Below are 24,358 nucleotides of genomic sequence, written 5' to 3'. Positions count from 1 at the left end.
GGCCTGCATCTGCAGGCCTGTTTCATCACCGATGGGGCGCTTATTTCAGCAGGTGCCCCATTTTTTCTGCTTTGGTATCGAGATAGTGCGCGTTTTTCGGGTTACGCCCGACGATCAGCGGTACGCGCTCCACAATATTGATTCCTGCCTCGGTCAGGATCTCAACTTTTTTGGGATTATTGGTCAGCAGACGAACTTCGTCTACCGCCAGCAATTTAAACATATCCGCGCAAAGCGTGAAGTCGCGTTCATCGGCAGCAAAACCCAACTGATGGTTCGCTTCAACGGTGTCATAGCCCTGATCCTGCAACGCATACGCGCGAATTTTATTCAGCAAACCGATGTTACGGCCTTCCTGGCGATGATAAAGCAGTACGCCGCGTCCTTCTTCTGCAATGTGATTGAGCGCCGCTTCAAGCTGAAAACCGCAATCACAGCGCAGGCTGAACAAGGCATCGCCGGTCAGACACTCGGAGTGAACGCGCGCAAGGACGGGCAGTTGCCCGGAAATATCACCGAAAACAAGAGCGACATGATCCTGCCCGGTTGCCAGTTCTTCAAAACCCACCATCAGGAAGTCGCCCCATGGGGTTGGCAGTTTGGCTTCTGCCACACGTTTAAGTTGCATGTGAATCTCCGGATTTTTAGTGGTGCACTGCGCACCTTTAGCCTGTTGGCCTTCTGTATAACCTCATTTTGCCACAATGCATTACGCATCGCCTACAGGTGACCCACGCATTGCCGTTTAAACGCACAAATGCGCAGGTTTCAGCGGAAATGTTATTTTTCAGTTATATTGGTTCGCGAAATCAGAAGGAGAAAAGATGCTTTCCATTGCAATGCGAACAACAGCAGGTGCGGCGATTTTATTGATAATGCCGCTGATAATGTGGATTTCCGGCTGGAACTGGGAGCCGGGGCAAACCCGCTGGTGGCTGCATTTTTTATACTGGTTAACAGAAACCGTTACCCAACCGTGGGGAATTATCACGCATGTCTTTTTGTGCGCGTGGTTTCTCTGGTGCCTGCGTTTTCGCCTCAAGGCTGCAGTGATGCTGTTCGTTATTCTTGGCTGCGCGATTCTGGCAGGACAGGGGGTTAAATCTTTTGTCAAAGAGCGTGTTCAGGAGCCGCGACCTTTCGTCCTGTGGCTGGAAAAAACGCACGATGTTCAGGCCGAACAGTTCTACACTTTGAAACGTAAGGACCGTGGAGAGTTAGTGAAAAAACAACTCTCCAGCCAGCATGATATTCCTGGGTTTTTACGTAAACACTGGCAAAAAGAGACGGGTTTCGCGTTTCCCTCCGGACATACCATGTTTGCCGCAAGTTGGGCATTATTAGCCGTGGGGCTGCTGTGGCCACGCAGACGCACATGGACGATTGCTGTGCTGCTTGTGTGGGCGACAGGCGTGATGGGGAGCCGGCTGCTGTTAGGCATGCACTGGCCGCGCGATTTGGTGGTTGCGACGTTGATATCCTGGCTGCTTGTGACGCTGGCGACCTGGCTTGCCCAGCGTATTTGCGGCCCGCTCATGCCGCCTGCGGAAGAAGTACCGGAAATTATAGCTCGCGATCAAGAGGGTTGATTTCCGCTGTTTCGCCCGCAAATCAGAATTTAACATCATGCATTTCCATTTCGCGCCGGGCGCTAAAATGGTAGTTTATAGGGCTGAATGCAGTCGTTGCATATAAATTCATCGCTCGGCAGCACATAACGGGACGTAATGTGAAATATTTACTCATTTTCTTACTGGTGTTAGCGATTTTTGTTGTGTCGATTACCCTTGGCGCGCAAAACGATCAGCAAGTCACGTTCAACTATTTGCTCGCACAGGGTGAATACAGGATTTCCACGCTGCTGGCCGTGCTGTTTGCTGCTGGTTTTATTATCGGCTGGCTGATTTGTGGCCTTTTCTGGCTACGCGTTCGCGTTTCTCTGGCGCGCGCCGAACGTAAAATCAAACGTCTTGAGCACCAGCTTACTCCTGCCACAACTGTTACGGTTGCAACCGGCTCAACGGCAGTGAAGGAATAATATTTTATGCTGGAGTTGTTGTTTCTGTTGTTACCTGTCGCGGCTGCCTATGGCTGGTATATGGGGCGCAGAAATGCTCAACAGACAAAACAGGATGAGGCTAACCGGCTGTCACGTGAATACGTCGCCGGGGTTAACCTTTTACTGAGTAATCAGCAAGATAAAGCGGTTGATCTGTTCCTCGATATGTTGAAAGAGGACACCGGGACCGTTGAAGCGCACCTCACTCTCGGCAACCTTTTCCGCTCGCGCGGTGAGGTTGACCGTGCAATCCGTATTCATCAGACATTGATGGAAAGCGCGTCCCTCTCTTACGACCAGCGCCTGCTGGCGGTGCAGCAACTTGGCCGCGACTACATGGCAGCCGGCATGTACGATCGCGCGGAAGATATGTTTAACCAATTGGTGGATGAAACCGATTTTCGAGTCGGTGCGCTCCAGCAATTGCTGCAAATTTATCAGGCGACCAGCGAGTGGCAAAAAGCCATTGATGTCGCTGAGCGGTTAGTGAAACTCGGCAAAGATAAGCAGCGGGGTGAAATCGCGCATTTCTACTGTGAGCTGGCGCTGCAGCAGATGGGCAACGAAGAGATTGGGCGGGCGATGGCATTGCTGAAAAAAGGCGCTGCCGCCGATCGTGACAGCCCGCGCGTCTCTATCATGATGGGCCGTGTGTTTATGGCCGATGGCGATTATGCAAAAGCGGTGGAAAGCCTGTTACGCGTTATCGATCAGGATAAAGAACTCGTCAGCGAAACGCTGGAAATGCTGCAAACCTGCTATCAGCAATTGGGTAAAAATGACGAATGGGCAGCATTTTTACAGCGTTGCGTGGAAGAGAACACCGGTGCGACTGCCGAATTGATGTTGGCAGATATTATGGAGCGCCGCGATGGGCCTGACGCGGCGCAGAGCTATGTTACGCGACAACTGCAGCGGCATCCCACCATGCGCGTTTTCCATAAGCTAATGGATTACCACCTCAACGAAGCCGAGGAGGGGCGCGCCAAAGAGAGCCTGATGGTGCTGCGTGAAATGGTGGGCGAGCAGGTGCGCAGTAAACCCCGTTATCGCTGTCATAAATGTGGATTCACCGCGTTTACTATGTACTGGCATTGTCCATCTTGCCGGGCGTGGTCAACCGTTAAACCGATTCGCGGCCTGGATGGCCAGTAATTTTTAAAAACATCATCATTAGTTACAACATACTAATGATGTTTTTTTGACTATGCGGCATCTGCGCTGGTCTTCGCTTAGCAGCAAAAAAATCGAACCTGTTATTTCTACGCGCTCGCGGGTAGAATGCTCGCCGTTTATTCTTCTCGCGCCTGAGCGGGTGCCCTCATTTCAGAAGGTCTGATCATGACGTCTACTGTTTTATCGACTTCCCGCACCGTTACTGCTTCCCCGATTGTAGTAGCACTTGATTACGATAACCGCGACACGGCCATGGCGTTTGTTGACCGTATCGATCCGCGTGATTGCCGCCTGAAAGTTGGCAAAGAGATGTTCACCTTATTCGGCCCGCAGCTGGTGCGCGATCTGCAACAGCGCGGTTTCGATATTTTTCTCGATTTGAAATTCCATGACATTCCCAACACGACAGCGCATGCGGTGAAAGCGGCAGCAGATTTAGGTGTCTGGATGGTGAATGTGCATGCTTCTGGCGGCGCGCGGATGATGACGGCTGCGAAAGAGGCGCTGCTTCCGTTTGGTAAAGATGCGCCGTTACTGATTGCGGTCACCGTATTGACCAGCATGGAAGCGAGTGATTTACAGGATCTTGGCATCAACGCATCGCCTGCGGAGCATGCGGAGCACCTGGCTCGCCTTACGCAGCAATGTGGCCTTGATGGCGTTGTTTGCTCCGCCCAGGAAGCAGTCCGTTTTAAAAACGCATTAGGCAAAGCATTCAAACTGGTCACGCCGGGCATTCGCCCGGTCGGCAGCGAATCTGGCGATCAGCGCCGCATCATGACGCCGGAACAGGCGCTTGCGGCAGGTGTAGACTATATGGTGATTGGGCGTCCGGTTACGCAGTCTGCCGACCCGGCGAAAACCCTTAAAGCAATTAATGCATCGCTGGGTATGGGGGAATAATGAAAGACGACAACAGCCGTCTGGTCTATTCGACCGAAACCGGGCGCATTGACGAGCCAAAAGAGCAACATACACGCCCGAAAGGTGATGGTGTTGTACGTATCCAGCGTCAGACCAGCGGCCGCAAAGGCAAAGGCGTGTGCCTGATAACCGGCATTGATGAAGATGATGAAGCACTGGCTAAGCTGGCCGCAGAATTAAAGAAAAAATGCGGCTGCGGTGGTTCGGTGAAAGAGGGCGTCATTGAGATCCAGGGCGACAAACGTGATTTACTTAAATCATTGCTGGAAGCCAAAGGGATGAAAGTGAAATTAGCGGGTGGTTAAACCTGAATACAGAAAGGCCGCGGTCATTACCGCGGCCTTATTATTTGCACTGTGAAACGTAGACCTGAAAAAGAAAGTATTATTTTTTATTGTCGCCGTTTAAATGACCAATTACTTACCAACCTGGTGACCGATGATACCGCCGACAGCTGCACCGCCCAGCGTACCGAGCGTGCTACCATCCGTCAGCACAGCACCACCAAGCGCACCCGCACCCGCACCGATTGCGGTATTACGATCGCGTTTAGACCAGTGACCACAAGCGCTCAGAGACATTGCCAGGGTAACTGCCAGTACTGCTGCGGCCATTTTTTTGCTTGTTAACATCATCATACTTTCTCCTGAATAATCGATTCACGGAAGAATGTTCTCTTTAAGTATAGTGCTTGTGAGCGGACCTAAAGATTTCCCGTGAAACCTTGCTGCGCAGGTGTAATTCAATCACGTCAGTGATAGTCACTTCCTGTTATATCGCTAATAATAATTTTACGCGCAGACCGGTAACAAGACAGGTAAATAGTCTTAATCGAAACGTCAGAATAGTCTCAGATATGAGGGAGATAGCCCGCGCCGCGGGCTAACAGGATTAGCGAAACCCGCCAGTGTTAACGATATCGACAATCAGGCCTTTTTGCTGCAGTTGAAGATGTGCTTCCGGCTTAAGGGCTGAATCGGTGATCACCCGCTGAAAGCGTTCATCGGGGCCAAGCGTATAAGGATGGACTACGCCAAACTTGGAGCTATCGGTGAGCACAATCGCTTCGCTGCCTTTTTCCAGCACAGCATTGACCACGTCAGTACGCATCATGTCGCGCCCGGTAAAACCCGTTTCCGGTTGCCAGCCATCGATCCCGATAAAGGCTTTGCTGAAATGCACCTGCTGAATGTACTGGCGCGTCAGCGGGCCGACCATGCTTTCACTCTTTTTCTGATAAATGCCGCCAAGCAGGATCACTTCACACAACGCTTCTTTGAGCAGATGAGCTATATAGCTGCTCACAGTGATAATGGTGATATCACGCTGTTCGCCCAGTTTACGGGCGAGGAGGGCGTTACTGCTGCCATTTTCAATAAACACGGTTTCACCTGAACTCACCAGCGATGCTGCAAAATCAGCTAAATCGCGCTTCACGGTGTAGTTGTTCATCATGCGTGTTTCAACATCGTCACTGTCCAGCGGCACAGCAAAACCATGCGTACGGCGCAAATAGCTTTGTTTTTCGAGCGTATTCAGATCCTGACGAATCGTGACTTCAGATACCCCGGTCATACGCGCGAGGTCTGTAACACTCATTTGGCCCTTGTCGATGACCGTCTGCAAAATAAGTTGTTGTCGGGAATTCATAGCCACATATTTCGAATAATGGTTTGAAGAAAGGGAATCGCCAGCACGCGCGTCGCATTCCCGGCTGCCGCGTCATGGCGAAAATAAGGGTAGTTAAATTTCCCAGGGCGTTTTCGGCGCACCAGAAGGGGCCGCTTTATCGTTGTTATCAAGATCCAATAATTCCGCCTTCAAAATTTCCAGGTTCCGAATGGCGGATTGGTAATCCCCCGCAACCAGAATATCCAGAACGGTATCTATCCGGCCGGCAAGGTGTTTCACGTCGATGTCTGCCATACCTTCACCTTTATGTCGAAAAACGAATGAATTCAATGATGCAGAAAACAGTTTAAAAAGAGAAGGAAAAAAAGGAAATCTCAAAAACTTATAAGCGCCAATTATATATTCATTACGCAACAAAGAGCTGGCTCTGGCGGTGGATTAGTCTTGCAGTGCGCGCAATGCGCTTTTATTACCGGAGGATAAAGCAATGACGATTATCAACCAGACCACCTGCAAACTGTTTACTGACGAAGAACGCTTTACGCAGCTTTCTGGCTATTACGAGGAGGAGCGCCGTACCGTGTGGATGATGCTGCGCGCCAGGCCAAGACCTTGCTTCAACCATGCGTTAATTGAGGAGATCATGAATATTTCCTGGCTTGTCCGACAAGCGGGATTTGCCGTTGATTTTTGGGTAACCGGATCGTTAGTCCCCGGCATGTTCAACACCGGCGGCGATCTACAATTTTTTGTTGATTGTATCAAGAATGGTCGACGCGAAGCCCTGCGCGCCTATGCCCGCGCCTGCGTGGATTGCGTTCACGCCGCGTCAAGAGGGTTTGACACGGGAGCCATCTCGCTGGCGATGGTCGAAGGCAGTGCGCTCGGAGGCGGTTTCGAAGCCGCGCTGGCGCACCATTTCGTGCTGGCGCAGCGCGACGCACGACTCGGTTTCCCGGAAATCGCCTTCAATCTTTTTCCCGGTATGGGCGCGTACTCACTGGTAGCGCGTCGTTCGGGAATGAAACTGGCGGAAGAGCTGATCTACAAAGGGGAGTCGCACGCGGCAGAGTGGTATGAGGCGCAAGGGCTGGTGGATGTCTCTTTCGAATCCGGGCAGGGGTTCCTTGCGACACGTACCTTTATCGATACCCTGCAACCCCGGTTAAACGGTGTGCGGGCAATGCTGCGCGCCCGCCAGCGCGTTTTGCAGTTACCGCGCAGTGAACTGATGGACATTACCGAAGACTGGGTGGACTCGGCTTTCTGTTTGCAACCGAAAGATATTGCTTATATGGAACGTTTAGTCCTGTTACAGGATCGCCACGCTGCGGTGGCGCTGAAAGCGGGCTAACGCGATTTACGTGCCTGATAACGCCTGAACCACCGCTCGAATACGGCAGCGGGCATTGGTTTGGCAAATAAAAAACCCTGCCGTTCATTGACGCCATTCTTTGTAAGAAAGGCGTCTTCTTTTGCATTCTCCACACCTTCAGCAATCACCTGCAAATTAAGCGCTTGTGCGACGGCGACAATCGCTCGCACCAGTGATTGCGATATTGGCTGCTTATGCACTTCACGGACAAAAGATTGATCGAGTTTGATAGCGTCCAGCGGAAAACGCGCCAGTTGTGACAGGGACGAGTAACCTGTGCCGAAGTCATCAAGATGCACCTGCGCGCCCAGGGCACTGAATTGCTGAATAACCGACAACGCCAGCTCCTCGTTTTCAATCAAGCAGCTCTCGGTCAGCTCCACATCAATTGGGCAATATTCAAATTTAAGATCCAGCAGCGCTTGTTTCAGATCGCTGAAAATTGTCTGATCCGCCAGTTGGCGCGCAGAGACGTTTACCGCTACGCGCACAAATATGCCTTTGTCGCGCCATTTCGCCACTTGCCGCACCACATCCAGCATGACCCAGCGCCCCAGCGGCACAATCAAACCTGACTCTTCAGCATAGGAGATAAAGTCCAGCGGCGGGATCAGGCCGCGCTCCGGCGATTGCCAGCGGACCAGCGCTTCAAGGCTACGTACTTCGCCGCGCCAGGTGATCTTGGGCTGGTAATGGATCACCAGTTGCTCTTTTTCCAGCGCTTTACGCAGATTGGTATCGAGCCATAAATATTCAAATACGCGTTGATTCATTTCCGGCGAGAAGACGCAAAACTTGCCGCGGCCACTCTCTTTAGCGGTATACATCGCCGTGTCGGCGTTGCGGATCACGCTTTCCCGGTCATTACCGTGCTGCGGAGCCAGCGAAATGCCCAGCGAACAACCGGTGTAAACTTCAATAAGGCCGATACGGAAAGGCTGGCGTAAACGGGTCAGAATGCGCGATGCCATCGCTTCCAGCAGGCTCTGTGAAGTGTCTGTTGCCAGTACGATAAACTCATCGCCGCCGAGCCTTGCAAGCACCTGGCCTTCGTCCAGACAACTCAATATCGCCAGCGCGACTGCCTGCAAGAGTTGATCGCCGAACATATGCCCATAGGCATCATTCACTTTTTTAAAATTATCCAGATCAAGATAGACAATGCCGACCTGCGTTTCCCCGCGCGCGCTTATCGCATCGCTAATTAACTCATGAATAGCGTTGCGATTGGGTAAACCCGTCACCGTATCGGTGTTGGCGAGAACCCGCAATCGCTCTTGCGCACGCCGCTCTTCAGTAATATCCGTACCGGAGCAGATGAGGTAAATTTCATTTTTACCGCTGCCGCTGTGAACAAACTTATTGCGAAACAGAAATAAACGCTGGCCTTTACGGGTTTTAACCCAGCGTTCCACTTCATATGGCCTACCGTCACGAAAAAAACCGCTGATATTACGTTTTGAAGCCACCGCTTCGCTGCGGCTCATAAACAGTTTAAAAACGTTTTGCCCGATGACCTCTTGCTCTTTCATGCCGGTGTATTCTTCGCTCAGACGATTAAACCGCTGAATATTCCCGTGCTTATCGAGGATCACAATCACTGAATTCGCTTCGGAAACAACTTGCTCTGCGAAGGAGAGGCCTTGCACCAGATCGCGGGCTACTGACTTGGTATCGTGCCAGGCCGATGCGCTACCCGCCCAGGCTTTGCGGGATATTTTCCTGCCGACAAGGTGCACGGCAACGTCCTCGCCGAATAAAGAGAGATGCATCGTGAGGCTGGACGTGATGACCGTCATTTCGCGGATCCGCGCTGCTTGCTCGTCGCTCAGCGCAACAACCTGGCTGACATCGGCGTTTTCGTCCGGAGCAAAGTGCAGTGCGTTACTGTCGGCGGTTAAACGCCAAAAGGGGCTTGTCGAACCCAGATAGCGAAACAGCAGGTTCTGTTCCTGAAAGTCTTTCATGCAATCTCCCAACCCACATAAAAGCGCAACGGGTACACAATTTATTGACGGATAACCGCCTTTTTAAAGGGGGTAATCAGGCATGAACGTGTTGTTTCTTCTTGGAATGTTTTGTTAAAACCCGGCCTGGTAGCGAAAAAAGATCTGTCATAAATAGCATAAAGCCGCAGTAAACAAACAGTTGCCTGAGGTTTTATTGTGGTCGTTTTTGCAGGATTGTGTGAAGAATTCAGAAAAAAATGCGCGTGGTATCGCAACAGTAATTTGGCGCTTCCCAGGGCTGGAAAGCGCCATGATTAAAAAACGTTACAGCACCGGGCGGGCAATAACGCTGCGGGTTTCCATACGGACTTCCGCAATCGTGACATCAATAACGTCGGTCACTTTAAAGACGGTTTCACCTTTAATTTGCACGGTGCCATTTTCCTGGCTGCACACCAGCTCGTCGCGCACGGCATGAATAAACGGAGCCGGAATAAAGGCAACGGCACCATTATCCACCAGCCGTACGCGCATACCGCCGCGGCTGACATCAATAATTTCTGCCGCGAAACGGGTATCGGTACCGGCTTTGTTTTGCAGGAAACGGGCGTAGAGCCAGTCGCCGACATCGCGTTCCGCCATGCGGTTCAGGCGACGGCGCTCAGACATCTGCACCGTGGCATCGTCCTGTGGGCGCTTCGGCGTTTCGCCTTTGATAATCGCTTTCAGCAGGCGATGGTTGATCATGTCGCCGTACTTACGGATAGGCGAGGTCCAGGTCGCGTACGCTTCCAGGCCAAGACCAAAATGCGGGCCAGGCTCAACGCTGATTTCCGCGAAAGACTGGAAGCGGCGAATGCGGCTATCGAGGAAGCCTGAAGGCTGCGCATCCAGCTCGCGACGCAATTTGCAGAAACCTTCCAGCGTCAGCACTTCTTCGGCATCAACATGCATACCGTGCGTTTTCAGCATCGCGGCCAGTTGTTCGCTGTTCGCCGGGTCGAAACCAAGGTGCACGTTATAAATGCCAAAGCCGAGCTTGTCGCGCAGTACGCGTGCAGCGCAGATATTGGCGGCAATCATTGACTCTTCAACAATGCGGTTAGCAATGCGGCGTGGCTCGGCAACGATATCCAGCACTTCGCCTTTCTCGCCAAGTACAAAGCGGTAATCCGGACGGTCTTTAAATACCAGCGCGTGGTTCTGGCGCCATTGGGCGCGCAGCTGGCTGACGCGCTGCAGCAGACGGATCTGCGCCGCGATGGCATCGTTTGTTGGCTGCCAGTTACCAGTGTTTTCCAGCCAGTCGGAGACATCGTCATAAGCCAGTTTGGCTTTCGACTCAATGGTCGCCGCGAAAAATTCGATATTGTCTTTGATAGCGCCGTCTGCATCCAGCGTCATCCGACAAACCAGCGCCGGACGCACTTCGTTGGCGCGCAGAGAGCAAAGATCGTCAGACAGCTCGCGCGGCAGCATCGGGATATTGAAACCCGGCAGATAGTTGGTGAAAGCGCGGATCTTCGCAGCCTCATCGAGCTTGCTGCCTTCGGCAATCCAGGCCGTAGGATCGGCAATTGCCACGGTCAGTTGCAGTTCGCCTTCAGCGGTCTGCGCAACATACAGCGCATCGTCCATATCTTCGGTGCTGGCGCTGTCGATGGTGACAAAATCCAGCGCGGTTAAATCCACACGCTGCAGGCCGTCATCCAGCATTTCGGTCGCCACGCCATTTGGCGCTTCTTTTTCCAGATTGTGGCGCGCCAGGGTGACCCACCACGGCACAAAGTGGTCTTCAGCGAAGGTGATAAACTGCGTCAGTTCAGCGTAGAAACCGCGATCGCCTTTCAGCGGATGGCGACGCATTTCAGCGACGGCCCAGTCGCCCTCTTTGAAATCATGCTCAACGCCACGGGCGGCGCGGCAGGGGATAGCATCTTTTAGCAACGGATGATCCGGCACGATAGAAAGACGATCGTCTTTCTTTTGCACTTTGCCAACAAAACGGGTCAAGAACGGCTCGACCAGCTCTTCAGGCTCCGCGCTTTCACGGTCTTTATCGCTGTGGATGACGGCAATAATCTTGTCGCCGTGCATCACTTTCTTCATCTGCGGTGGCGGAATGAAGTAGCTTTTTTGCGCGTCGACTTCCAGAAATCCAAAGCCTTTTTCAGTGCCTTTTACAACACCTTCCGCACGCGGAGTTTGGGAATGAAGTTGCTGTTTAAGCTGCGCTAGCAGCGGGTTGTCCTGGAGCATAATTATGTATTTTCGTGGCTAAAAGAGCGGCTGACAGTTTTACGCGATTCTTCCTGCTGCGGCAAGCGCTGTTTCAGCAAAATCATGCTGCGCAACCAGTGGCAAGAGCACTTACGCTGCGCTATACCCGCCTGCGGCTACACGCTTTGCCCGAGGGCGATATGCAGCCGGTTTAACCAGCCATTTAGCGCACAAGCGACAAGCAAGCTCATTGCCGTCTGGCGGCTGTAGCCATGTTCCTCAAGCTGTAAAAATTGCGCGGGGCTGAACCTGTCCGGCGCGCAGGTAAGCATCTGAACGGCTTGCACCAGAGCGCTCTCTTTGTTTTTCCCTGCCAGCACACGATTGAGCTCGCGGCTGCCGGCGCGCAGAGCCTGCGCCAGTAACTCATCGTCACTGCCACGTTGCACTTGTTGGGTAAAACAGCTCGTGCTGCCGTTGAGGCGCGCGGTGTAGGCCGCCACCAGCCAGCTCTGCTGTTTATTGGGGCTGATTTTAGCCACCTGTTCGTTCATTTCGCCAAGCTCATTGAGCAGCAGATGTTCATGGGCCAACAAGGGGGCAAGCAGGCGTAGTTCCGGCAGCGGTTGCCAGCGCGCAAGTGACTCCATTTGCGGCGCATTTGCAGTACGTAAATCGACACTATCGATACCGGGCTGCCATTCAGTGGCGATATCGCTAAAAAGCGCGGCGTCCGCTTCTTGCTGGGTTTCCATACCGGGTATAAACCGCACCGGTTGGCCGAGTGATGCCTGCAGGGCGGCGACAACGCGCGCCTGGAAAGCAACAAAGCCGATAATCTGATTGATGATCACCAGGTCATACAGCGTTAATCCTACGTCTTCTAACTGTTGTCGCGCACGTGCGTCAATAACCGAGGGAGAGGCGGCAAGCTGCCGCGCATGTTGGGTAATTTGTGCCAGTCGGTAGTTGCTTTCCCGTGACGAGTCCGGGCCGGATAACGGCGCCAGCCGCGCGGCGTAGTGATTGCATAACCGTTGAACGCCGAAAACCTGCGCCGCCGTAAGGGCGGTGCTGAGGCGATCATAGGCGCTGAAAGTGCGTAAACGGCTGGTGTTTACACGCTGCGGAAATAGCAGGGCATAGATTTTTCGTGCGGGCGAAACAATGCCTTCAAGGTCGTTTTTTTGTTTCTCCGGCAGGGCGAGGTCGAGCAGAAAAGGGTCGTTTACTGTGGCCGCTTCGGGAACTAACGGTAGCGCATGTGCCCGGCTGGCACTCGACTGGGTCTCATGATACCAGTGGCTTTTGCCTTCAATCCGGCGTTGTTCCATGGTCGTTCCTTGGTCTGAAAGTGGCGATCCGGATACGACGGCATATCATTGTCGCCGGATCTTTTTTGCTGCTTAATCCTGGCGTAATGACGGAGAGGGATGAAAGATTGTTAGGTGATAATAAATATCAGAATGGCATATCGAAAACCGCCCCTTCAGAAGAAGGGGCGGTGGGGATTATTTAATTTCCAGCTCGTTCATGGCGGCGATATTGAAGCCACCGTCAACATGAACCACTTCACCGGAGATACCGGCAGAAAGATCGGAGCACAGGAACGCGGCGGAGTTACCGACGTCCTCAATGGTCACAGTGCGGCGAATCGGGGTAACCGCTTCGCAATGTGCCAGCATTTTACGGAAATCTTTAATGCCGGAAGCAGCCAGTGTGCGGATCGGACCGGCGGAGATACCGTTGACACGTACGCCTTCCGGACCCATCGCGTTCGCCATATAGCGGACGTTTGCTTCCAGAGAAGCTTTTGCCAGACCCATTACGTTGTAGTTCGGGATCGCACGCTCCGCGCCCAGATAAGAGAGCGTCAGCAGCGCTGAACCCGGATTCAGCATTTCGCGGCAGGCTTTCGCCATCGCCACAAAGCTGTAGGAGCTGATGTCGTGGGCGATTTTAAAGCCTTCGCGGGTTACCGCGTTCACGTAGTCGCCATCCAGCTGATCGCCCGGTGCGAAACCAATGGAGTGAACGAAACCGTCAAACTTCGGCCAGCTTTTCGCCAGGTCGGTGAACAGGGCGTCGATGCTTTCATCTTTAGCGACATCGCATTCCAGAACGATGCTGGAACCCAGCTGGGCGGCAAACTCTTCAACGCGGCCTTTCAGCTTGTCGTTCTGGTAGGTGAATGCCAGCTCAGCGCCTTCGCGGTGCATAGCCTGTGCGATGCCGTATGCGATGGACAGTTTGCTGGCGACGCCAGTAACCAGAATGCGCTTACCGGAAAGAAAACCCATAGCTCTAATCCTTATATTCATTGTTGTGGCGAGCGCCATTATATGGGGCGATCGTCGTTAAAACGCGGCGATTCTATCATGAGTCGCCGGATGAGTTAATCCGACCACTGAAACTATTGAATCAGCGGTCTTTTCGCCAGGCATCGGCTGTTAACGCTTCGCCAAAATGCCCGGCAATTAAACGTTTTGTTAAATCGTGCAGCGGCGAGGCGAGCACATCGGCGGTGCTGCCGCGCTCGACGACTTCACCCTGATGCATAACCAAAACCTGATCGCTGATATGTTTCATCATGCCGATGTGCTGGGTGACATAAATATAAGAGATACCCTGTTTTTCCTGTAATTCCAGCATCAGATTAATTAACTGCGAACGCATCGACATATCCAGCGACGCCAGCGCTTCGTCAGCAATAATCACTTTCGGACGCAGGATTAACGCCCGCGCCAGCCCCAGGCGTTGTTTTTGCCCCGGTGCCAGCATATAGGGGTAATAACTGACATGATCCGGCAACAGGCCGACCATGCGCAGCGTCTCAAGAATGCGCTTCTGGCGGACTTCCGGCTCAAGATCCGTATTCAGACGCAACGGAAAATCAAGGATTTGCGACAGTCGCTGGCGCGGGTTCAGCGAGGTGGTTGGATCCTGGAAAATCATGCGAATGTGTTGGCTGCGAAACGTGTAATCGCCGTAATGCAACGGTTTATCGTCAATCACCAGTTCGCCGGAAGACGGTTCGACCATTCCGGCCAGCATTTTCGCCAGCGTCGATTTACCGGAGCCGTTCTCACCAATAATCGCCAGCGTCTGTTTTTCCCGCAGGGTAAAGCTCAGCGGTTTAACCGCTTCAACCGTCTGGCGGCGGAACCAGCCGGTGCGATAACGGAAGGTTTTGCTCAGATTGCGCACTTCAAGCAAGGTTTCGACCATCTCACTCACTCTCCATATTCAGCGGGAAATGGCAGGCGAAGAGATGATTTCTTGCACCGGCTAACCGCGGCGTTTCCACACATTTACGCTGGGCGTAAGGGCAGCGCGGCCCCAGGCGGCAGCCGATCGGCAACTGCTCCAGCAGCGGGATCGCGCCGGGCAGGGTATTCAGGCGGCTTTTGTGCGGCATCGCGCTGCCGAAATCCGGGATCGCGCGAATCAACGCCTGCGTATAAGGGTGATGAGGCGTTGCGATCAACTCTTCGCTTGGCGCGGTTTCCACGGTCTGGCCGCAATACATCACATTGATGCGATCCGCCCATTTGCTCAGCATCTGCAAATCATGGCTGATCAGCATAATGGTGGTGTTGTTGTTCTGATTGAGCCTGTCGAGCAGGCGAAAGATTTGCGCCTGGGTGGTCGGTTCCATCGCGTTCGTCGGCTCATCGGCAATCAGCAATCGCGGTTGGTTAGCCAGCGCGATAGCAATCATCACTTTCTGGCATTCACCTTCGGTCAGCTCATAAGGAAAACTGCGCATCGCATCTTTATGATCTTTAATGCCAACACGGTGCAGCAGCTCAATGGCGCGGCGTTTCCGCCAGCCAAAACGTTGCCACAAGCTGCCTTTCCACGTCCAGCCGGGAATATTCTGCATCAGCTGTTTGCCAACGCGCTCGGAGGGATCGAGACAGGATTGCGGTTCCTGAAAAATCATCGATACGTTGTGGCCCAGCAGCTTGCGGCGCTCACGTGAGGAGAGGCGCAGCAGATCAACATCATCAAAGCGCATACGGTCTGCGGTGACGCGCCAGTTGTCTTTGGTAACGCCGCAAATCGCTTTAGCAATCAGGCTTTTACCGGAGCCGGACTCGCCAACCAGCCCGCGAATTTCACCTTCTGCCAGCGTCAGGCTGACGCGATCGACGGCTTTTACCCAGTCTTCACCGGTTTTCACTTCGATGGTGAGATTACGAATATCAAGAAGCGGCATTATTCCACCCCCGCAGTGATCGCGCGGCGGATACCGTCGCCAAGAATATTAACCAGCAACACGCTCACCATAATTGCCGCGCCCGGCAGCATTACTGTCCACGGTGCAACATAAATCAGCTCCAGCGCGTCACCAAGCATGGCACCCCATTCCGGAGAGGGCAGTTGCGCGCCGAGATCGAGAAAACCGAGTGCCGCAATATCGAGGATCGCCATCGACAGCGCGCGGGTAATTTCTGTCACCATGCCTGCGGTAATGTTCGGCAACACGGCAAACCAGAGAATATTCATGGTTGACGCACCATCAAGCCGCGCGGCAACCACATACTCTTTTTCCAGTTCGTCATGCACCAGGCTGTAAACGGAACGCACCATGCGCGGCAGCAGCGCCAGCCAGACGGCGAACATTGCGTGCGAGAGATGCGGGCCGGCGAACGCCACCACAATAATCGCCAGCAGCAGTGTCGGTAGCGACAGCAGCGTGTCGAGAATATGGTTCAGCACCGCCGAGCGCAGGCCGTGAGTGCAACCGGCGAAAACGCCAAGCGCCAGCCCGCAAAGCGTTGCCGCCAGCGTAACGACAAAGGCACCGCCCACCGTTGGCGCTGCACCGCTCAACAACCGGCTTAATACATCGCGCCCTAAATCATCTGTGCCGAGAAAAAACGAAACATCGCCATAGCGCGACCAGGAGGGCGGCAGCAACTGATAACCAAGAAATTGCTGGTCAATGCCGTAAGGGGCAAACCAGTGACCGAAAATACACAGCAGCACTAACGCGCCACAGCCATACAGGCCAATCATCGCGGTGGTATCGCCGTAAAATTTGCGCCACGCGGTTCGCAGCGCGCCAGGCGGGCGTTTTTCGCTGTAGACGCTATCGTAAGGCATACCATTCCTTATGTTTCAACGGATTAGCCAGCGCGCCGAGAATATCGGACAGCACGTTCACAATAATAACCAGTGAGCCTATCACCATCACACCTGCGGAAATCGCAGCATAATCCTGCTGGCGAATCGCATTGATCAACCAGCGCCCCAGCCCAGGCCAGCTAAAGACCATTTCGGTGATCATCGCCAGCGTCAGCATGGTCGAAAATTGCAGGCCGAGGCGCGGGATCACCGGTGGCAGGGCGTTATGCAAAACATGGCGGCGCAGGATCGTCAGCCGCGAAAGGCCGCGCGTCGCCGCCGCTTTGATGTAGTTTTTATCGAACACGTCAATGGTGCTGATGCGCATCAGACGAATAACTTCAGTAGTCGGTGCCACCGCCAGCGTTAACACCGGCAACACAACATGCCGTAAGGCGCTGATAATCATCTCTTCGCGCCACGGCGAATCGGAGAGCCAGGCATCAATCAGCGAAAAACCGGTCACCGTTTTGACTTCGTATAACAGATCAAAACGACCCGACACCGGCAGCCAGCCTAAATTCAGCGAGAAAAACAGGGTTAAGAGCAGTGCCAGCCAGAACACCGGGATTGAAAAGCCCAGCAGCGCAAAAGCGCTGATCATTTTATCCTGCCACTTGCCGCGCATCACGCCAGCCAGCATGCCGACCGGGATACCCACTAATAAGGCGGAGCCAAACGCCAGCAGGCATAGCTCCATAGTGGCCGGAAACACCTCTTTAAGCTGTTCTGAAATTAACTGACCATTGATGCTGGAAACACCAAAATCCCAGTGCAGCAAACCGTTAAACCAGAACACCCAGGCATTCCACAGCGACGCGCCCTGAAGCGGAGCGTGGGGCGTAAAATAGCTCAGGCTAAAGCCGACAAAGGTCAGTAAAAAAAGCGTGACCAGCAGTAATAACAGGCGGCGCAGGGTAAAGATAATCATTGTGGCGATACCTCTTGTTTTTCCCGCGAAACACCGGCAAAGGAGGCGCTACCAAACGGACTCAGCACCAGGCCTTTAATGTCATAGCGATACGCCTGCAAACGCAGGGAAGATGCCAGCGGCAACACCGGCAATTCGCGCGCCAGTATCTGCTGCGCCTCGTCATAATCATCAATGCGAGCCGCAAGTTGCTGTGAAGCCAGCGCTTTTTGTAACACCTCGTCGAACTCTCGGTTGCACCAGTGCGCAAAATTGGTCTGTGAGTTGATTGCCGCGCAACTGAGCATCGGGCGGAAGAAACTGTCGGGATCGTTACTGTCCGTTGCCCAGCCGGCAAGGGTTAAATCGTGATTCATATCCATCAGCCGCGCTTCCTGGAAACGGCCTTCCACCGGAACAATCACCACTTTAACACCGACCTGTGCCATATCTGCCTGAATCAGCTCGGCGGTTTTCAACGGGCTTGGGTTCCACGCCTGTGAACTGGTCGGCACCCACAATTGCAGCGTCAAATTTTCCAGCCCCAGCGCTTTCAGACGTTCGCGAGCCTGCGCCGGATCGTACTCGGTGATCTTCGCTTCGTTGTCATAGGCCCAGGAGGCGCGCGGCAATATTGAAGCGGCGGTTTCAGCGGTTCCGTAATAGATCGACTGCATCAGACGCTGATTATTAATGGCCAGCGCCAGCGCATGGCGCACTTCCGGGTTATTCAGCGGCGGTTTGTTGGTGTTAAACGCCAGGTAGGCGATGTTCATGCCCGGGCGCAACGTGAGCCGCAAACGCGGGTCATCACGCAAAATCGTCAACTGGCTGGCGGCAGGCCATGCCAGCACATCGCACTCGCCGGTTAACAGCTTCGACAAGCGCCCGGTGCCGCCGGATCCGAGATCGACCACCACTTGTTGCATCAATGGGGTACCGCGCCAGAACTTTTCGTGACGTTGTAACCGAATATATTGCCCGGCACGATATTCATCCAGTTGATAAGGCCCGGTGCCGACCGGCTGTCTGTCAAGCAACTCCTGGCGATCGCTTTTCTCTAACTGGGCGGCGTATTCCGCCGACATCACCGAAGCATAGTGTGTCGCCAGATGCCATAAAAAGGAGGCATCCGGTTTTTTCAGGCGAAATTCAACCGTGCGGTTATCGAGCTTGCGCACGCTGTCGACAGAATCGGCAAACTGCAAGCTGTCGAAATAGGGGAAGTTACCGCCGTTGACGTTATGCCAGGGATGATTGCGCGAGAAAATGCGCTGGAAGGTGAAGACCACATCATCAGCGTTCAGGGTGCGGTGCGGCGTAAACCAGGCTGTTTTCTGGAAAGCCACGCCGTCGCGCAGGCGAAAGCGGTAGGTCGCGCCGTTATCGAGCACTTCCCAGCTTTCCGCCAGCTCCGGAACCAGCCGGTAGGTATAAGGATCGACATCCAGCAGGCGATCATAAAGCTGTGCCGCCAGCGTATCGACTATCAGACCGCTGCTGACTTTTTGCGGGTTAAAGGTATCGACCTGGCCATTGACACAATAGACAAAGCCGCTGTCGCGAATATCCGCTTGCTCAGAAAGCGGTGTCGCCGCTTGCGCAAAACCCGTTGCCAGGCTTGCGGTCAATAGCAGGGAAGAGAAAACCAGACGCATGATTTTTTCAACGATTTTAAATTCATGTGCAAAGTGTATCGCACTTGCTATGGCTTCGTACAAATGTCTGCTTACGACTGCTGTTATTGTCGGCGATTTCAGCTGATTTGGTGCTTTTTCAGCAGGGCGCGCAGTTGGTGGTAAGTGAGCCCGAGTAACTCCGCCGCGCGTTTCTGGTTAAATTTCGCCTGTTGCAGGCTGGTTTGCAGCAGCGCTTTTTCTTGATCGAACTGGAATTTGCGTAAATCCAGCGGCAACGCTGGTAACCCGGCTGCTTCCCGCCCGGTTTGTGGTTGGGGAGTGATATCACGGTTGAAAGGATCAAGGATGATGTCATCAAGCGGCGTATCGATGCTGCCGTGGCGGTAAACCGAGCGCTCCACCACGTTTTTGAGTTCGCGAATATTACCCGGCCATGAATAGCCCATCAGCACGTCGCGCGCGTGATCGGTAAAGCCAGGGAAGAGCGGCAATTTCAGTTCCCGACACATCTGGATAGCGAAATGATCCGCCATCAGCATGATATCGCTCTGGCGCTGGCGCAGCGGCGGCAGGAGCACGACATCAAAGGCCAGCCGGTCGAGCAAATCTGCGCGAAATGTGCCGTCCTGTACCATTTGCGGCAGATCGGCGTTAGTGGCGCAAACCAGCCGCACATTGACCTGTAGCGGCTGGCTTCCGCCGACGCGCTCCAGCTCGCCATATTCAATGACCCGGAGCAGCTTTTCCTGCACCAGCATTGGCGCGGTGGCCAGTTCATCAAGAAACAGCGTCCCACCATCGGCACGTTCAAACCGGCCCGGATGGCGTTTTTGCGCGCCAGTAAACGCGCCCGCTTCATGACCGAAAAGTTCGCTATCCAGCAGGTTTTCATTCAGCGCCGCGCAATTGAGCGAAATGAACGGTCCTTGCCAGCGCGAAGAGAGAAAGTGCAAACGGTTTGCAATCAGCTCCTTACCGGTACCGCGCTCGCCGATGATCAGCACCGGCTTATCGATGGGCGCGAGGCGCGAAACCTGTTCCAGCACCTCAATAAAGCTGTTGGCCTCGCCGAGCAAGTTATCCTTTTGTTCCGACATGATGAAATTCGCCACTAGTTAGTGATATTAACTACTCTAGCCTAAGTTATCGTTGCGGTAAAACTATTCATCTGCTTTATATTCAATGAGATAAAAAGTTGGCACGGCGTTTGTAATAGTCCAGCAGCAGGGCTAAGCCCGATTACAGAAATCAAGAGGAACAGATTATGGGTATTTTTTCTCGTTTTGCCGACATCGTGAACGCCAACATCAATTCACTGCTGGAAAAAGCCGAAGATCCACAAAAGCTGGTGCGCCTGATGATCCAGGAGATGGAAGATACGCTGGTGGAGGTTCGTTCAACTTCAGCGCGTGCGCTGGCGGAGAAAAAACAGCTGACGCGTCGCATTGAACAAGCGAGCGCGCAGCAGGCCGAGTGGCAGGAAAAAGCCGAACTGGCGCTGCGGAAAGATAAAGACGATCTGGCGCGTGCGGCGCTGATTGAAAAGCAAAAACTTACCGCGCTGATTGAAACGCTTGAGCAGGAAGTGACGCTGGTGGATGAAAGTCTGACGCGGATGAAAAAAGAGATCGGCGAGCTGGAAAATAAACTCAGCGAAACCCGAGCCCGCCAGCAGGCATTAACGTTACGTCACCAGGCGGCCAGCTCATCGCGCGATGTCCGCCGGCAGCTCGACAGCGGCAAGCTGGATGAAGCGATGGCGCGCTTTGAATCGTTCGAACGTCGTATCGACCAGATGGAAGCCGAAGCGGAAAGCCACGGTTTTGGAAAGCAGAAATCGCTGGATCAGCAATTTGCAGAACTGCGTGCCGATGACGAAATCAGCGAGCAACTGGCGCAATTGAAAGCCAAAATGAAACAAGACAACGAATAATAATAACGGCGGCATCAGAAGATGCCGCTCCTCATCCGCTGTAAGGAGTACACATGAGCACGCTGTTTCTGGCTATACCCCTGACACTTTTCATCCTGTTTGTGTTGCCGGTCTGGTTATGGCTGCATTACAACAATCGCACTTCACGCGGCGAACTTAACCAGAACGAGCAGCAGCGCTTACTCCAGCTTTCCGAAGAGGCCACGAGGATGCGCGAACGTATTCAGGCGCTGGAAGATATTCTTGATGCTGAGCACCCGAACTGGAGAGACCGCTAATGGCAACCCTCGATCTGAATAAAAAGTTATGGCGCATCCCGCAGCGCGGAAAAATCGGTGGTGTCTGTGCAGGCATCGCGCAGTATCTGGATATTCGCGTCAAAGTCGTGCGTATTCTTGCCATTCTGGCGATGTTTTTCGGGCTGTTTTTCTTTGTTGTGGCGGCGTATATCGTGCTGTTTTTTGTGCTGGATCCGCTGCCGGACAATTATGCCGAGAGCGAAAACGTACCGGGCAGCAGCGAATTGCTGGACGCGGTAGACGCTCAGCTCGCCGCGGGAGAAGCCCGTTTGCGCCAGATGGAACGTTATGTCACCTCAGACACGTTCTCGCTGCGCAGCCGTTTCCGTCAGTTGTAGGAGAAAAATATGAATCAACGCTGGCAACAGGTTCACCGTAACGTAAAACCCGGTTTGCAGATTGTCGGAAAGCTGGCGTTGCTGACCGCGCTGCGCTTCGGCCCGGCAGGTGTTGCGGGCTGGGCGGTGAAATCCGTCGCCCGACGCCCGGTTAAGTTGCTGCTGGCGTTCGCGCTGGAGCCGTTGTTGAAGCGAGCTGCGAATAAATTTTCTCGCCGCTTCCTGTCCCAAAACGAGATAAAATAAGGAATTACGGCTAACGCTCTAAGGCAAAACGCAATGGCGATGGATCGATTTCGTAACGAATTGAATGCGCTGGTTAACCGCGGAATGGACAGGCATTTGCGTCTGGCGGTGACCGGCCTGAGCCGCAGTGGCAAAACCGCATTTATTACCGCACTGGTTAATCAATTACTGAACATTCACGCAGGTTCACGTCTGCCGTTGCTAAGCGCCGTGCGCGAAGAGCGGCTGCTTGGCGTGAAACGCGTGCCGCAGCGTGATTTTGGTATTCCCCGTTTTACCTATGATGAGGGGCTGGCGCAGTTGTATGGATCGCCGCCGGTCTGGCCGACGCCGACGCGCGGCGTCAGCGAAATCCGCCTTGCGCTGCGTTTTCGCTCCAATGATTCGCTGCTGCGCCATTTCAAAGAGACCTCCACGCTTTATCTGGAAATTGTCGACTATCCTGGCGAATGGCTGCTGGATTTACCGATGCTGGCACAGGATTACCTGAGCTGGTCGCGGCAAATGACTGGCTTGTTGCAAGGGCAGCGTCAGGCGTGGTCGGCACAATGGCGCGCCCTGTGCGCGGGGCTAGATCCGCTGGCTCCAGCGGATGAAAATCGGCTGGCCGAAATTGCTGCGGCGTGGACGGACTATTTGCATCAATGCAAACGAGAGGGGCTGCACTTTATTCAACCTGGCCGCTTTGTTCTGCCCGGTGATATGGCGGGCGCGCCCGCGCTGCAATTCTTCCCGTGGCCGGACGTTGACGGCACCGGGGAAGCGAAACTGGCGCAGGCCGGTAAACACACCAACGCCGGGATGCTGCGTGAACGTTACAACTATTATTGCGAGCATGTCGTCAAAGGTTTCTATAAACACCATTTCCTCAAGTTTGATCGCCAGATTGTACTGGTCGATTGCCTGCAGCCGCTGAACAACGGCCCGCAGGCGTTTAACGATATGCGGCTTGCGCTCACACAACTGATGCAAAGTTTCCACTACGGTCAGCGCACGCTGTTTCGCCGCCTGTTTGCGCCGGTTATCGACAAACTCTTATTTGCCGCCACCAAAGCCGATCATATTACGGTCGATCAGCACGCCAATATGGTGTCGCTGTTACAGCAACTGATCCAGGACGCCTGGCAAAACGCGGCGTTTGAAGGCATCAGTATGGATTGTCTGGGGCTGGCTTCTGTGCAGGCGACGCAAAGCGGCATCATTGATGTGAATGGCGAGAAGATCCCGGCGCTGCGCGGGCATCGTCTGAGCGATGGCGTGCCGCTAACCGTCTACCCCGGTGAAGTGCCCGCGCGGTTGCCGGGGCAGGCATTCTGGGATAAGCAAGGTTTTAATTTTGAGGCGTTCCGCCCGCCAGTGATGGATGTTGATACGCCGCTGCCGCATATCCGCCTGGATGCGGCGCTGGAGTTTTTGATTGGAGATAAATTGCGATGACCGAGCCGCTAAAACCGAGAATCGATTTCGCAGGCCCGCTGGAAGCGGAAAGCAGCGCGCAGTTTAAGCGGGCGCAGACCTTTAACGATAAGCAAGCGGAAAACTTTGCTCCCGCCGTGGTTGATGAACTGCCGGAAGAGGGGCAAGCCGAGGCGGTGGTCGAGGCTGCGCTGCGGCCAAAACGGAGCCTGTGGCGCAAAATGGTCACCGCCGGGTTGACGCTGTTTGGCGTAAGCGTGGCCGGACAAGGTGTGCAGTGGGCAATAAACGCCTGGCAAACTCAGGACTGGGTGGCACTGGGCGGCTGCGCCGCCGGCGCGTTGATTGTTGGCGCAGGTGTCGGTTCGGTTGCCAGCGAATGGCGACGGCTTTGGCGTTTACGCCAGCGTGCGCAGGAACGCGATGAAGCGCGTGATTTATTGCACAGCCACGCCACCGGGAAAGGGCGGGCTTTTTGCGAAAAACTGGCGCGGCAGGCAGGTATCGATCAGGCACATCCGGCGCTACAGCGCTGGTATGCGGCGATCCACGAAACGCATAACGATCGAGAAATTGTCAGCCTGTATGCGCATCTGGTTCAGCCCGTGCTGGATACTCAGGCCCGGCGTGAAATCAGCCGCTCGGCGGCGGAATCCGCGCTGATGATCGCCGTCAGTCCGCTGGCGATGGTCGATATGGCTTTTATCGCCTGGCGCAATCTGCGGCTGATCAACCGTATCGCCACGCTGTACGGTATTGAACTCGGTTACTACAGCCGTCTGCGTTTGTTCCGCTTAGTGCTGCTGAATATCGCTTTTGCGGGTGCCAGCGAACTGGTGCGTGAAATTGGCATGGACTGGGTCTCGCAGGATTTGGCGGCCCGGCTTTCGGCGCGTGCGGCGCAGGGGATTGGCGCCGGGCTGTTGACGGCGCGCCTCGGTATTAAAGCGATGGAGCTGTGCCGTCCGCTGCCATGGCTTGACGACGATAAGCCGCGCCTTGGCGATTTCCGCAGGCAATTGATTAGCCAGTTGAAAGAGACGCTTCAGAAACGCTCCGCTGACTAAAAAACCGGCGCTGCGCGCTTACCTTTACGCCGCAGTGCCGC

The 24,358-nt window shown here is 54.1% G+C and carries 26 protein-coding genes; 12 read left to right on the top strand and 14 right to left on the bottom strand.

The genetic code is table 11. The features are described 5' to 3' along the window. Positions 1–40: 40 nt before the first annotated feature. Positions 41–628 (bottom strand): GTP cyclohydrolase II, encoded by a 588-nt coding sequence (ribA, locus tag O3S68_RS06495; RefSeq protein ID WP_016495874.1) that lies wholly within the window; start codon positions 626–628, stop codon positions 41–43. Between the two features lie 196 nt (positions 629–824). On the opposite strand from ribA, the gene pgpB reads away from it, so the two are divergent. The 5 genes from pgpB (at position 825) to yciH (ending at position 4,464) form a co-directional block, all read left to right on the top strand. Further along, entirely contained in the window at positions 825–1,589 is a 765-nt protein-coding gene (pgpB, locus tag O3S68_RS06490) for a phosphatidylglycerophosphatase B (RefSeq protein WP_269231085.1), read from the top strand. Between the two features lie 140 nt (positions 1,590–1,729). Beyond that, complete coding sequence (locus O3S68_RS06485) at positions 1,730–2,038, top strand: LapA family protein (protein ID WP_045508064.1); 309 nt, start codon at positions 1,730–1,732, stop codon at positions 2,036–2,038. A gap of 6 nt (positions 2,039–2,044) precedes the next feature. Beyond that, complete coding sequence (gene lapB, locus O3S68_RS06480; protein WP_269231084.1) at positions 2,045–3,214, top strand: lipopolysaccharide assembly protein LapB; 1,170 nt, start codon at positions 2,045–2,047, stop codon at positions 3,212–3,214. A gap of 186 nt (positions 3,215–3,400) precedes the next feature. Further along, on the top strand, positions 3,401–4,138 hold the full coding sequence (gene pyrF / locus O3S68_RS06475; protein ID WP_160270050.1) for an orotidine-5'-phosphate decarboxylase: 738 nt from the start codon (positions 3,401–3,403) through the stop codon (positions 4,136–4,138). Continuing rightward, positions 4,138–4,464: a stress response translation initiation inhibitor YciH gene (gene yciH, locus O3S68_RS06470; protein WP_016495879.1), complete on the top strand. Its 327-nt coding sequence runs from the start codon at positions 4,138–4,140 to the stop codon at positions 4,462–4,464. The genes pyrF and yciH overlap by 1 nt, the downstream gene beginning before the upstream one ends. Positions 4,465–4,575: 111 nt before the next feature. Here the strand turns inward: yciH and osmB are convergent, their stop codons facing one another. The 3 genes from osmB to yciZ all read right to left on the bottom strand — a co-directional run bounded on the left by osmB (position 4,576) and on the right by yciZ (position 6,085). After that, positions 4,576–4,794 carry an osmotically-inducible lipoprotein OsmB gene (osmB, locus tag O3S68_RS06465; protein ID WP_025263597.1) on the bottom strand — a complete coding sequence of 73 codons (219 nt, stop codon included), beginning with the start codon at positions 4,792–4,794 and terminating at the stop codon, positions 4,576–4,578. Positions 4,795–5,050: 256 nt separating this feature from the next. Continuing rightward, positions 5,051–5,809 (bottom strand): DNA-binding transcriptional regulator YciT, encoded by a 759-nt coding sequence (gene yciT / locus O3S68_RS06460; RefSeq protein ID WP_044489347.1) that lies wholly within the window; start codon positions 5,807–5,809, stop codon positions 5,051–5,053. A gap of 93 nt (positions 5,810–5,902) precedes the next feature. Further along, entirely contained in the window at positions 5,903–6,085 is a 183-nt protein-coding gene (yciZ, locus tag O3S68_RS06455; RefSeq protein WP_097405909.1) for a protein YciZ/DeoL, read from the bottom strand. A gap of 193 nt (positions 6,086–6,278) precedes the next feature. On the opposite strand from yciZ, the gene O3S68_RS06450 reads away from it, so the two are divergent. Further along, complete coding sequence (locus tag O3S68_RS06450) at positions 6,279–7,145, top strand: crotonase/enoyl-CoA hydratase family protein (RefSeq protein WP_016495883.1); 867 nt, start codon at positions 6,279–6,281, stop codon at positions 7,143–7,145. Here O3S68_RS06450 and pdeR read toward each other — a convergent pair. The 10 genes from pdeR to pspF form a co-directional block, all read right to left on the bottom strand. After that, entirely contained in the window at positions 7,142–9,133 is a 1,992-nt protein-coding gene (gene pdeR / locus O3S68_RS06445) for a cyclic di-GMP phosphodiesterase (protein WP_016495884.1), read from the bottom strand. The genes O3S68_RS06450 and pdeR overlap by 4 nt on opposite strands. Positions 9,134–9,439: 306 nt before the next feature. Beyond that, complete coding sequence (locus tag O3S68_RS06440) at positions 9,440–11,374, bottom strand: exoribonuclease II (protein ID WP_160270054.1); 1,935 nt, start codon at positions 11,372–11,374, stop codon at positions 9,440–9,442. A gap of 137 nt (positions 11,375–11,511) precedes the next feature. Beyond that, on the bottom strand, positions 11,512–12,669 hold the full coding sequence (locus O3S68_RS06435; RefSeq protein WP_269231083.1) for a carboxymuconolactone decarboxylase family protein: 1,158 nt from the start codon (positions 12,667–12,669) through the stop codon (positions 11,512–11,514). A 177-nt stretch (positions 12,670–12,846) separates the two neighbouring features. After that, positions 12,847–13,635 (bottom strand): enoyl-ACP reductase FabI, encoded by a 789-nt coding sequence (fabI, locus tag O3S68_RS06430; protein WP_016495887.1) that lies wholly within the window; start codon positions 13,633–13,635, stop codon positions 12,847–12,849. Between the two features lie 121 nt (positions 13,636–13,756). Beyond that, on the bottom strand, positions 13,757–14,563 hold the full coding sequence (gene sapF, locus O3S68_RS06425; protein ID WP_016495888.1) for a putrescine export ABC transporter ATP-binding protein SapF: 807 nt from the start codon (positions 14,561–14,563) through the stop codon (positions 13,757–13,759). A gap of 1 nt (position 14,564) precedes the next feature. Further along, positions 14,565–15,557, bottom strand: coding sequence for a putrescine export ABC transporter ATP-binding protein SapD (sapD, locus tag O3S68_RS06420; RefSeq protein ID WP_016495889.1), 993 nt, complete (start codon positions 15,555–15,557; stop codon positions 14,565–14,567). Continuing rightward, entirely contained in the window at positions 15,557–16,447 is an 891-nt protein-coding gene (sapC, locus tag O3S68_RS06415; protein WP_016495890.1) for a putrescine export ABC transporter permease SapC, read from the bottom strand. Before sapC ends, sapD begins: the two co-directional genes overlap by 1 nt. Beyond that, the gene (gene sapB, locus O3S68_RS06410; protein ID WP_269231082.1) at positions 16,434–17,399 is read right to left on the bottom strand and encodes a putrescine export ABC transporter permease SapB; all 966 of its coding nucleotides are present in this window, start codon (positions 17,397–17,399) and stop codon (positions 16,434–16,436) included. The genes sapC and sapB overlap by 14 nt, the downstream gene beginning before the upstream one ends. After that, positions 17,396–19,036 carry an ABC transporter substrate-binding protein SapA gene (gene sapA / locus O3S68_RS06405; protein WP_016495892.1) on the bottom strand — a complete coding sequence of 547 codons (1,641 nt, stop codon included), beginning with the start codon at positions 19,034–19,036 and terminating at the stop codon, positions 17,396–17,398. The genes sapB and sapA overlap by 4 nt, the downstream gene beginning before the upstream one ends. 98 nt (positions 19,037–19,134) lie before the next feature. After that, positions 19,135–20,130 carry a phage shock protein operon transcriptional activator gene (gene pspF / locus O3S68_RS06400; protein WP_269231081.1) on the bottom strand — a complete coding sequence of 332 codons (996 nt, stop codon included), beginning with the start codon at positions 20,128–20,130 and terminating at the stop codon, positions 19,135–19,137. A gap of 152 nt (positions 20,131–20,282) precedes the next feature. Between pspF and pspA the strand changes: the two genes are divergently transcribed. Genes pspA through O3S68_RS06370 form a run of 6 tightly spaced genes read left to right on the top strand, consistent with a single transcriptional unit; the run spans position 20,283 to position 24,317 of the window. Beyond that, on the top strand, positions 20,283–20,951 hold the full coding sequence (pspA, locus tag O3S68_RS06395) for a phage shock protein PspA (RefSeq protein WP_016495894.1): 669 nt from the start codon (positions 20,283–20,285) through the stop codon (positions 20,949–20,951). A gap of 53 nt (positions 20,952–21,004) precedes the next feature. Beyond that, positions 21,005–21,229 carry an envelope stress response membrane protein PspB gene (pspB, locus tag O3S68_RS06390; RefSeq protein ID WP_016495895.1) on the top strand — a complete coding sequence of 75 codons (225 nt, stop codon included), beginning with the start codon at positions 21,005–21,007 and terminating at the stop codon, positions 21,227–21,229. Continuing rightward, positions 21,229–21,588: an envelope stress response membrane protein PspC gene (pspC, locus tag O3S68_RS06385; RefSeq protein WP_160270064.1), complete on the top strand. Its 360-nt coding sequence runs from the start codon at positions 21,229–21,231 to the stop codon at positions 21,586–21,588. Before pspB ends, pspC begins: the two co-directional genes overlap by 1 nt. A gap of 9 nt (positions 21,589–21,597) precedes the next feature. Further along, the gene (gene pspD, locus O3S68_RS06380; RefSeq protein WP_016495897.1) at positions 21,598–21,834 is read left to right on the top strand and encodes a phage shock protein PspD; all 237 of its coding nucleotides are present in this window, start codon (positions 21,598–21,600) and stop codon (positions 21,832–21,834) included. Between the two features lie 39 nt (positions 21,835–21,873). Continuing rightward, positions 21,874–23,271: a YcjX family protein gene (locus O3S68_RS06375; protein ID WP_045508612.1), complete on the top strand. Its 1,398-nt coding sequence runs from the start codon at positions 21,874–21,876 to the stop codon at positions 23,269–23,271. Next, positions 23,268–24,317, top strand: coding sequence for a YcjF family protein (locus tag O3S68_RS06370; RefSeq protein WP_269231080.1), 1,050 nt, complete (start codon positions 23,268–23,270; stop codon positions 24,315–24,317). Before O3S68_RS06375 ends, O3S68_RS06370 begins: the two co-directional genes overlap by 4 nt. Positions 24,318–24,358 lie beyond the last annotated feature (41 nt).

The organism is Kosakonia sp. SOY2 (assembly GCF_027109175.1).
In the GTDB taxonomy this organism is placed as follows: domain Bacteria; phylum Pseudomonadota; class Gammaproteobacteria; order Enterobacterales; family Enterobacteriaceae; genus Kosakonia.
Note: the sequence above shows the minus strand (reverse complement) of the source record. Positions and strands in the feature narration are given on the sequence as shown.

Excerpts from the sequence above, each read along its gene's own strand:
- ribA (WP_016495874.1), bottom strand. The coding sequence starts at position 628 with ATGCAACTTAAACGTGTGGCAGAAGCCAAACTGCCAACCCCATGGGGC.
- pgpB (WP_269231085.1), top strand. The coding sequence starts at position 825 with ATGCTTTCCATTGCAATGCGAACAACAGCAGGTGCGGCGATTTTATTG.
- lapB (WP_269231084.1), top strand. The coding sequence starts at position 2,045 with ATGCTGGAGTTGTTGTTTCTGTTGTTACCTGTCGCGGCTGCCTATGGC.
- pyrF (WP_160270050.1), top strand. The coding sequence starts at position 3,401 with ATGACGTCTACTGTTTTATCGACTTCCCGCACCGTTACTGCTTCCCCG.
- yciH (WP_016495879.1), top strand. The coding sequence starts at position 4,138 with ATGAAAGACGACAACAGCCGTCTGGTCTATTCGACCGAAACCGGGCGC.
- osmB (WP_025263597.1), bottom strand. The coding sequence starts at position 4,794 with ATGATGTTAACAAGCAAAAAAATGGCCGCAGCAGTACTGGCAGTTACC.
- yciT (WP_044489347.1), bottom strand. The coding sequence starts at position 5,809 with ATGAATTCCCGACAACAACTTATTTTGCAGACGGTCATCGACAAGGGC.
- yciZ (WP_097405909.1), bottom strand. The coding sequence starts at position 6,085 with ATGGCAGACATCGACGTGAAACACCTTGCCGGCCGGATAGATACCGTT.
- O3S68_RS06450 (WP_016495883.1), top strand. The coding sequence starts at position 6,279 with ATGACGATTATCAACCAGACCACCTGCAAACTGTTTACTGACGAAGAA.
- pdeR (WP_016495884.1), bottom strand. The coding sequence starts at position 9,133 with ATGAAAGACTTTCAGGAACAGAACCTGCTGTTTCGCTATCTGGGTTCG.
- O3S68_RS06440 (WP_160270054.1), bottom strand. The coding sequence starts at position 11,374 with ATGCTCCAGGACAACCCGCTGCTAGCGCAGCTTAAACAGCAACTTCAT.
- O3S68_RS06435 (WP_269231083.1), bottom strand. The coding sequence starts at position 12,669 with ATGGAACAACGCCGGATTGAAGGCAAAAGCCACTGGTATCATGAGACC.
- fabI (WP_016495887.1), bottom strand. The coding sequence starts at position 13,635 with ATGGGTTTTCTTTCCGGTAAGCGCATTCTGGTTACTGGCGTCGCCAGC.
- sapF (WP_016495888.1), bottom strand. The coding sequence starts at position 14,563 with ATGGTCGAAACCTTGCTTGAAGTGCGCAATCTGAGCAAAACCTTCCGT.
- sapD (WP_016495889.1), bottom strand. The coding sequence starts at position 15,557 with ATGCCGCTTCTTGATATTCGTAATCTCACCATCGAAGTGAAAACCGGT.
- sapC (WP_016495890.1), bottom strand. The coding sequence starts at position 16,447 with ATGCCTTACGATAGCGTCTACAGCGAAAAACGCCCGCCTGGCGCGCTG.
- sapB (WP_269231082.1), bottom strand. The coding sequence starts at position 17,399 with ATGATTATCTTTACCCTGCGCCGCCTGTTATTACTGCTGGTCACGCTT.
- sapA (WP_016495892.1), bottom strand. The coding sequence starts at position 19,036 with ATGCGTCTGGTTTTCTCTTCCCTGCTATTGACCGCAAGCCTGGCAACG.
- pspA (WP_016495894.1), top strand. The coding sequence starts at position 20,283 with ATGGGTATTTTTTCTCGTTTTGCCGACATCGTGAACGCCAACATCAAT.
- pspB (WP_016495895.1), top strand. The coding sequence starts at position 21,005 with ATGAGCACGCTGTTTCTGGCTATACCCCTGACACTTTTCATCCTGTTT.
- pspC (WP_160270064.1), top strand. The coding sequence starts at position 21,229 with ATGGCAACCCTCGATCTGAATAAAAAGTTATGGCGCATCCCGCAGCGC.
- pspD (WP_016495897.1), top strand. The coding sequence starts at position 21,598 with ATGAATCAACGCTGGCAACAGGTTCACCGTAACGTAAAACCCGGTTTG.
- O3S68_RS06375 (WP_045508612.1), top strand. The coding sequence starts at position 21,874 with ATGGATCGATTTCGTAACGAATTGAATGCGCTGGTTAACCGCGGAATG.
- O3S68_RS06370 (WP_269231080.1), top strand. The coding sequence starts at position 23,268 with ATGACCGAGCCGCTAAAACCGAGAATCGATTTCGCAGGCCCGCTGGAA.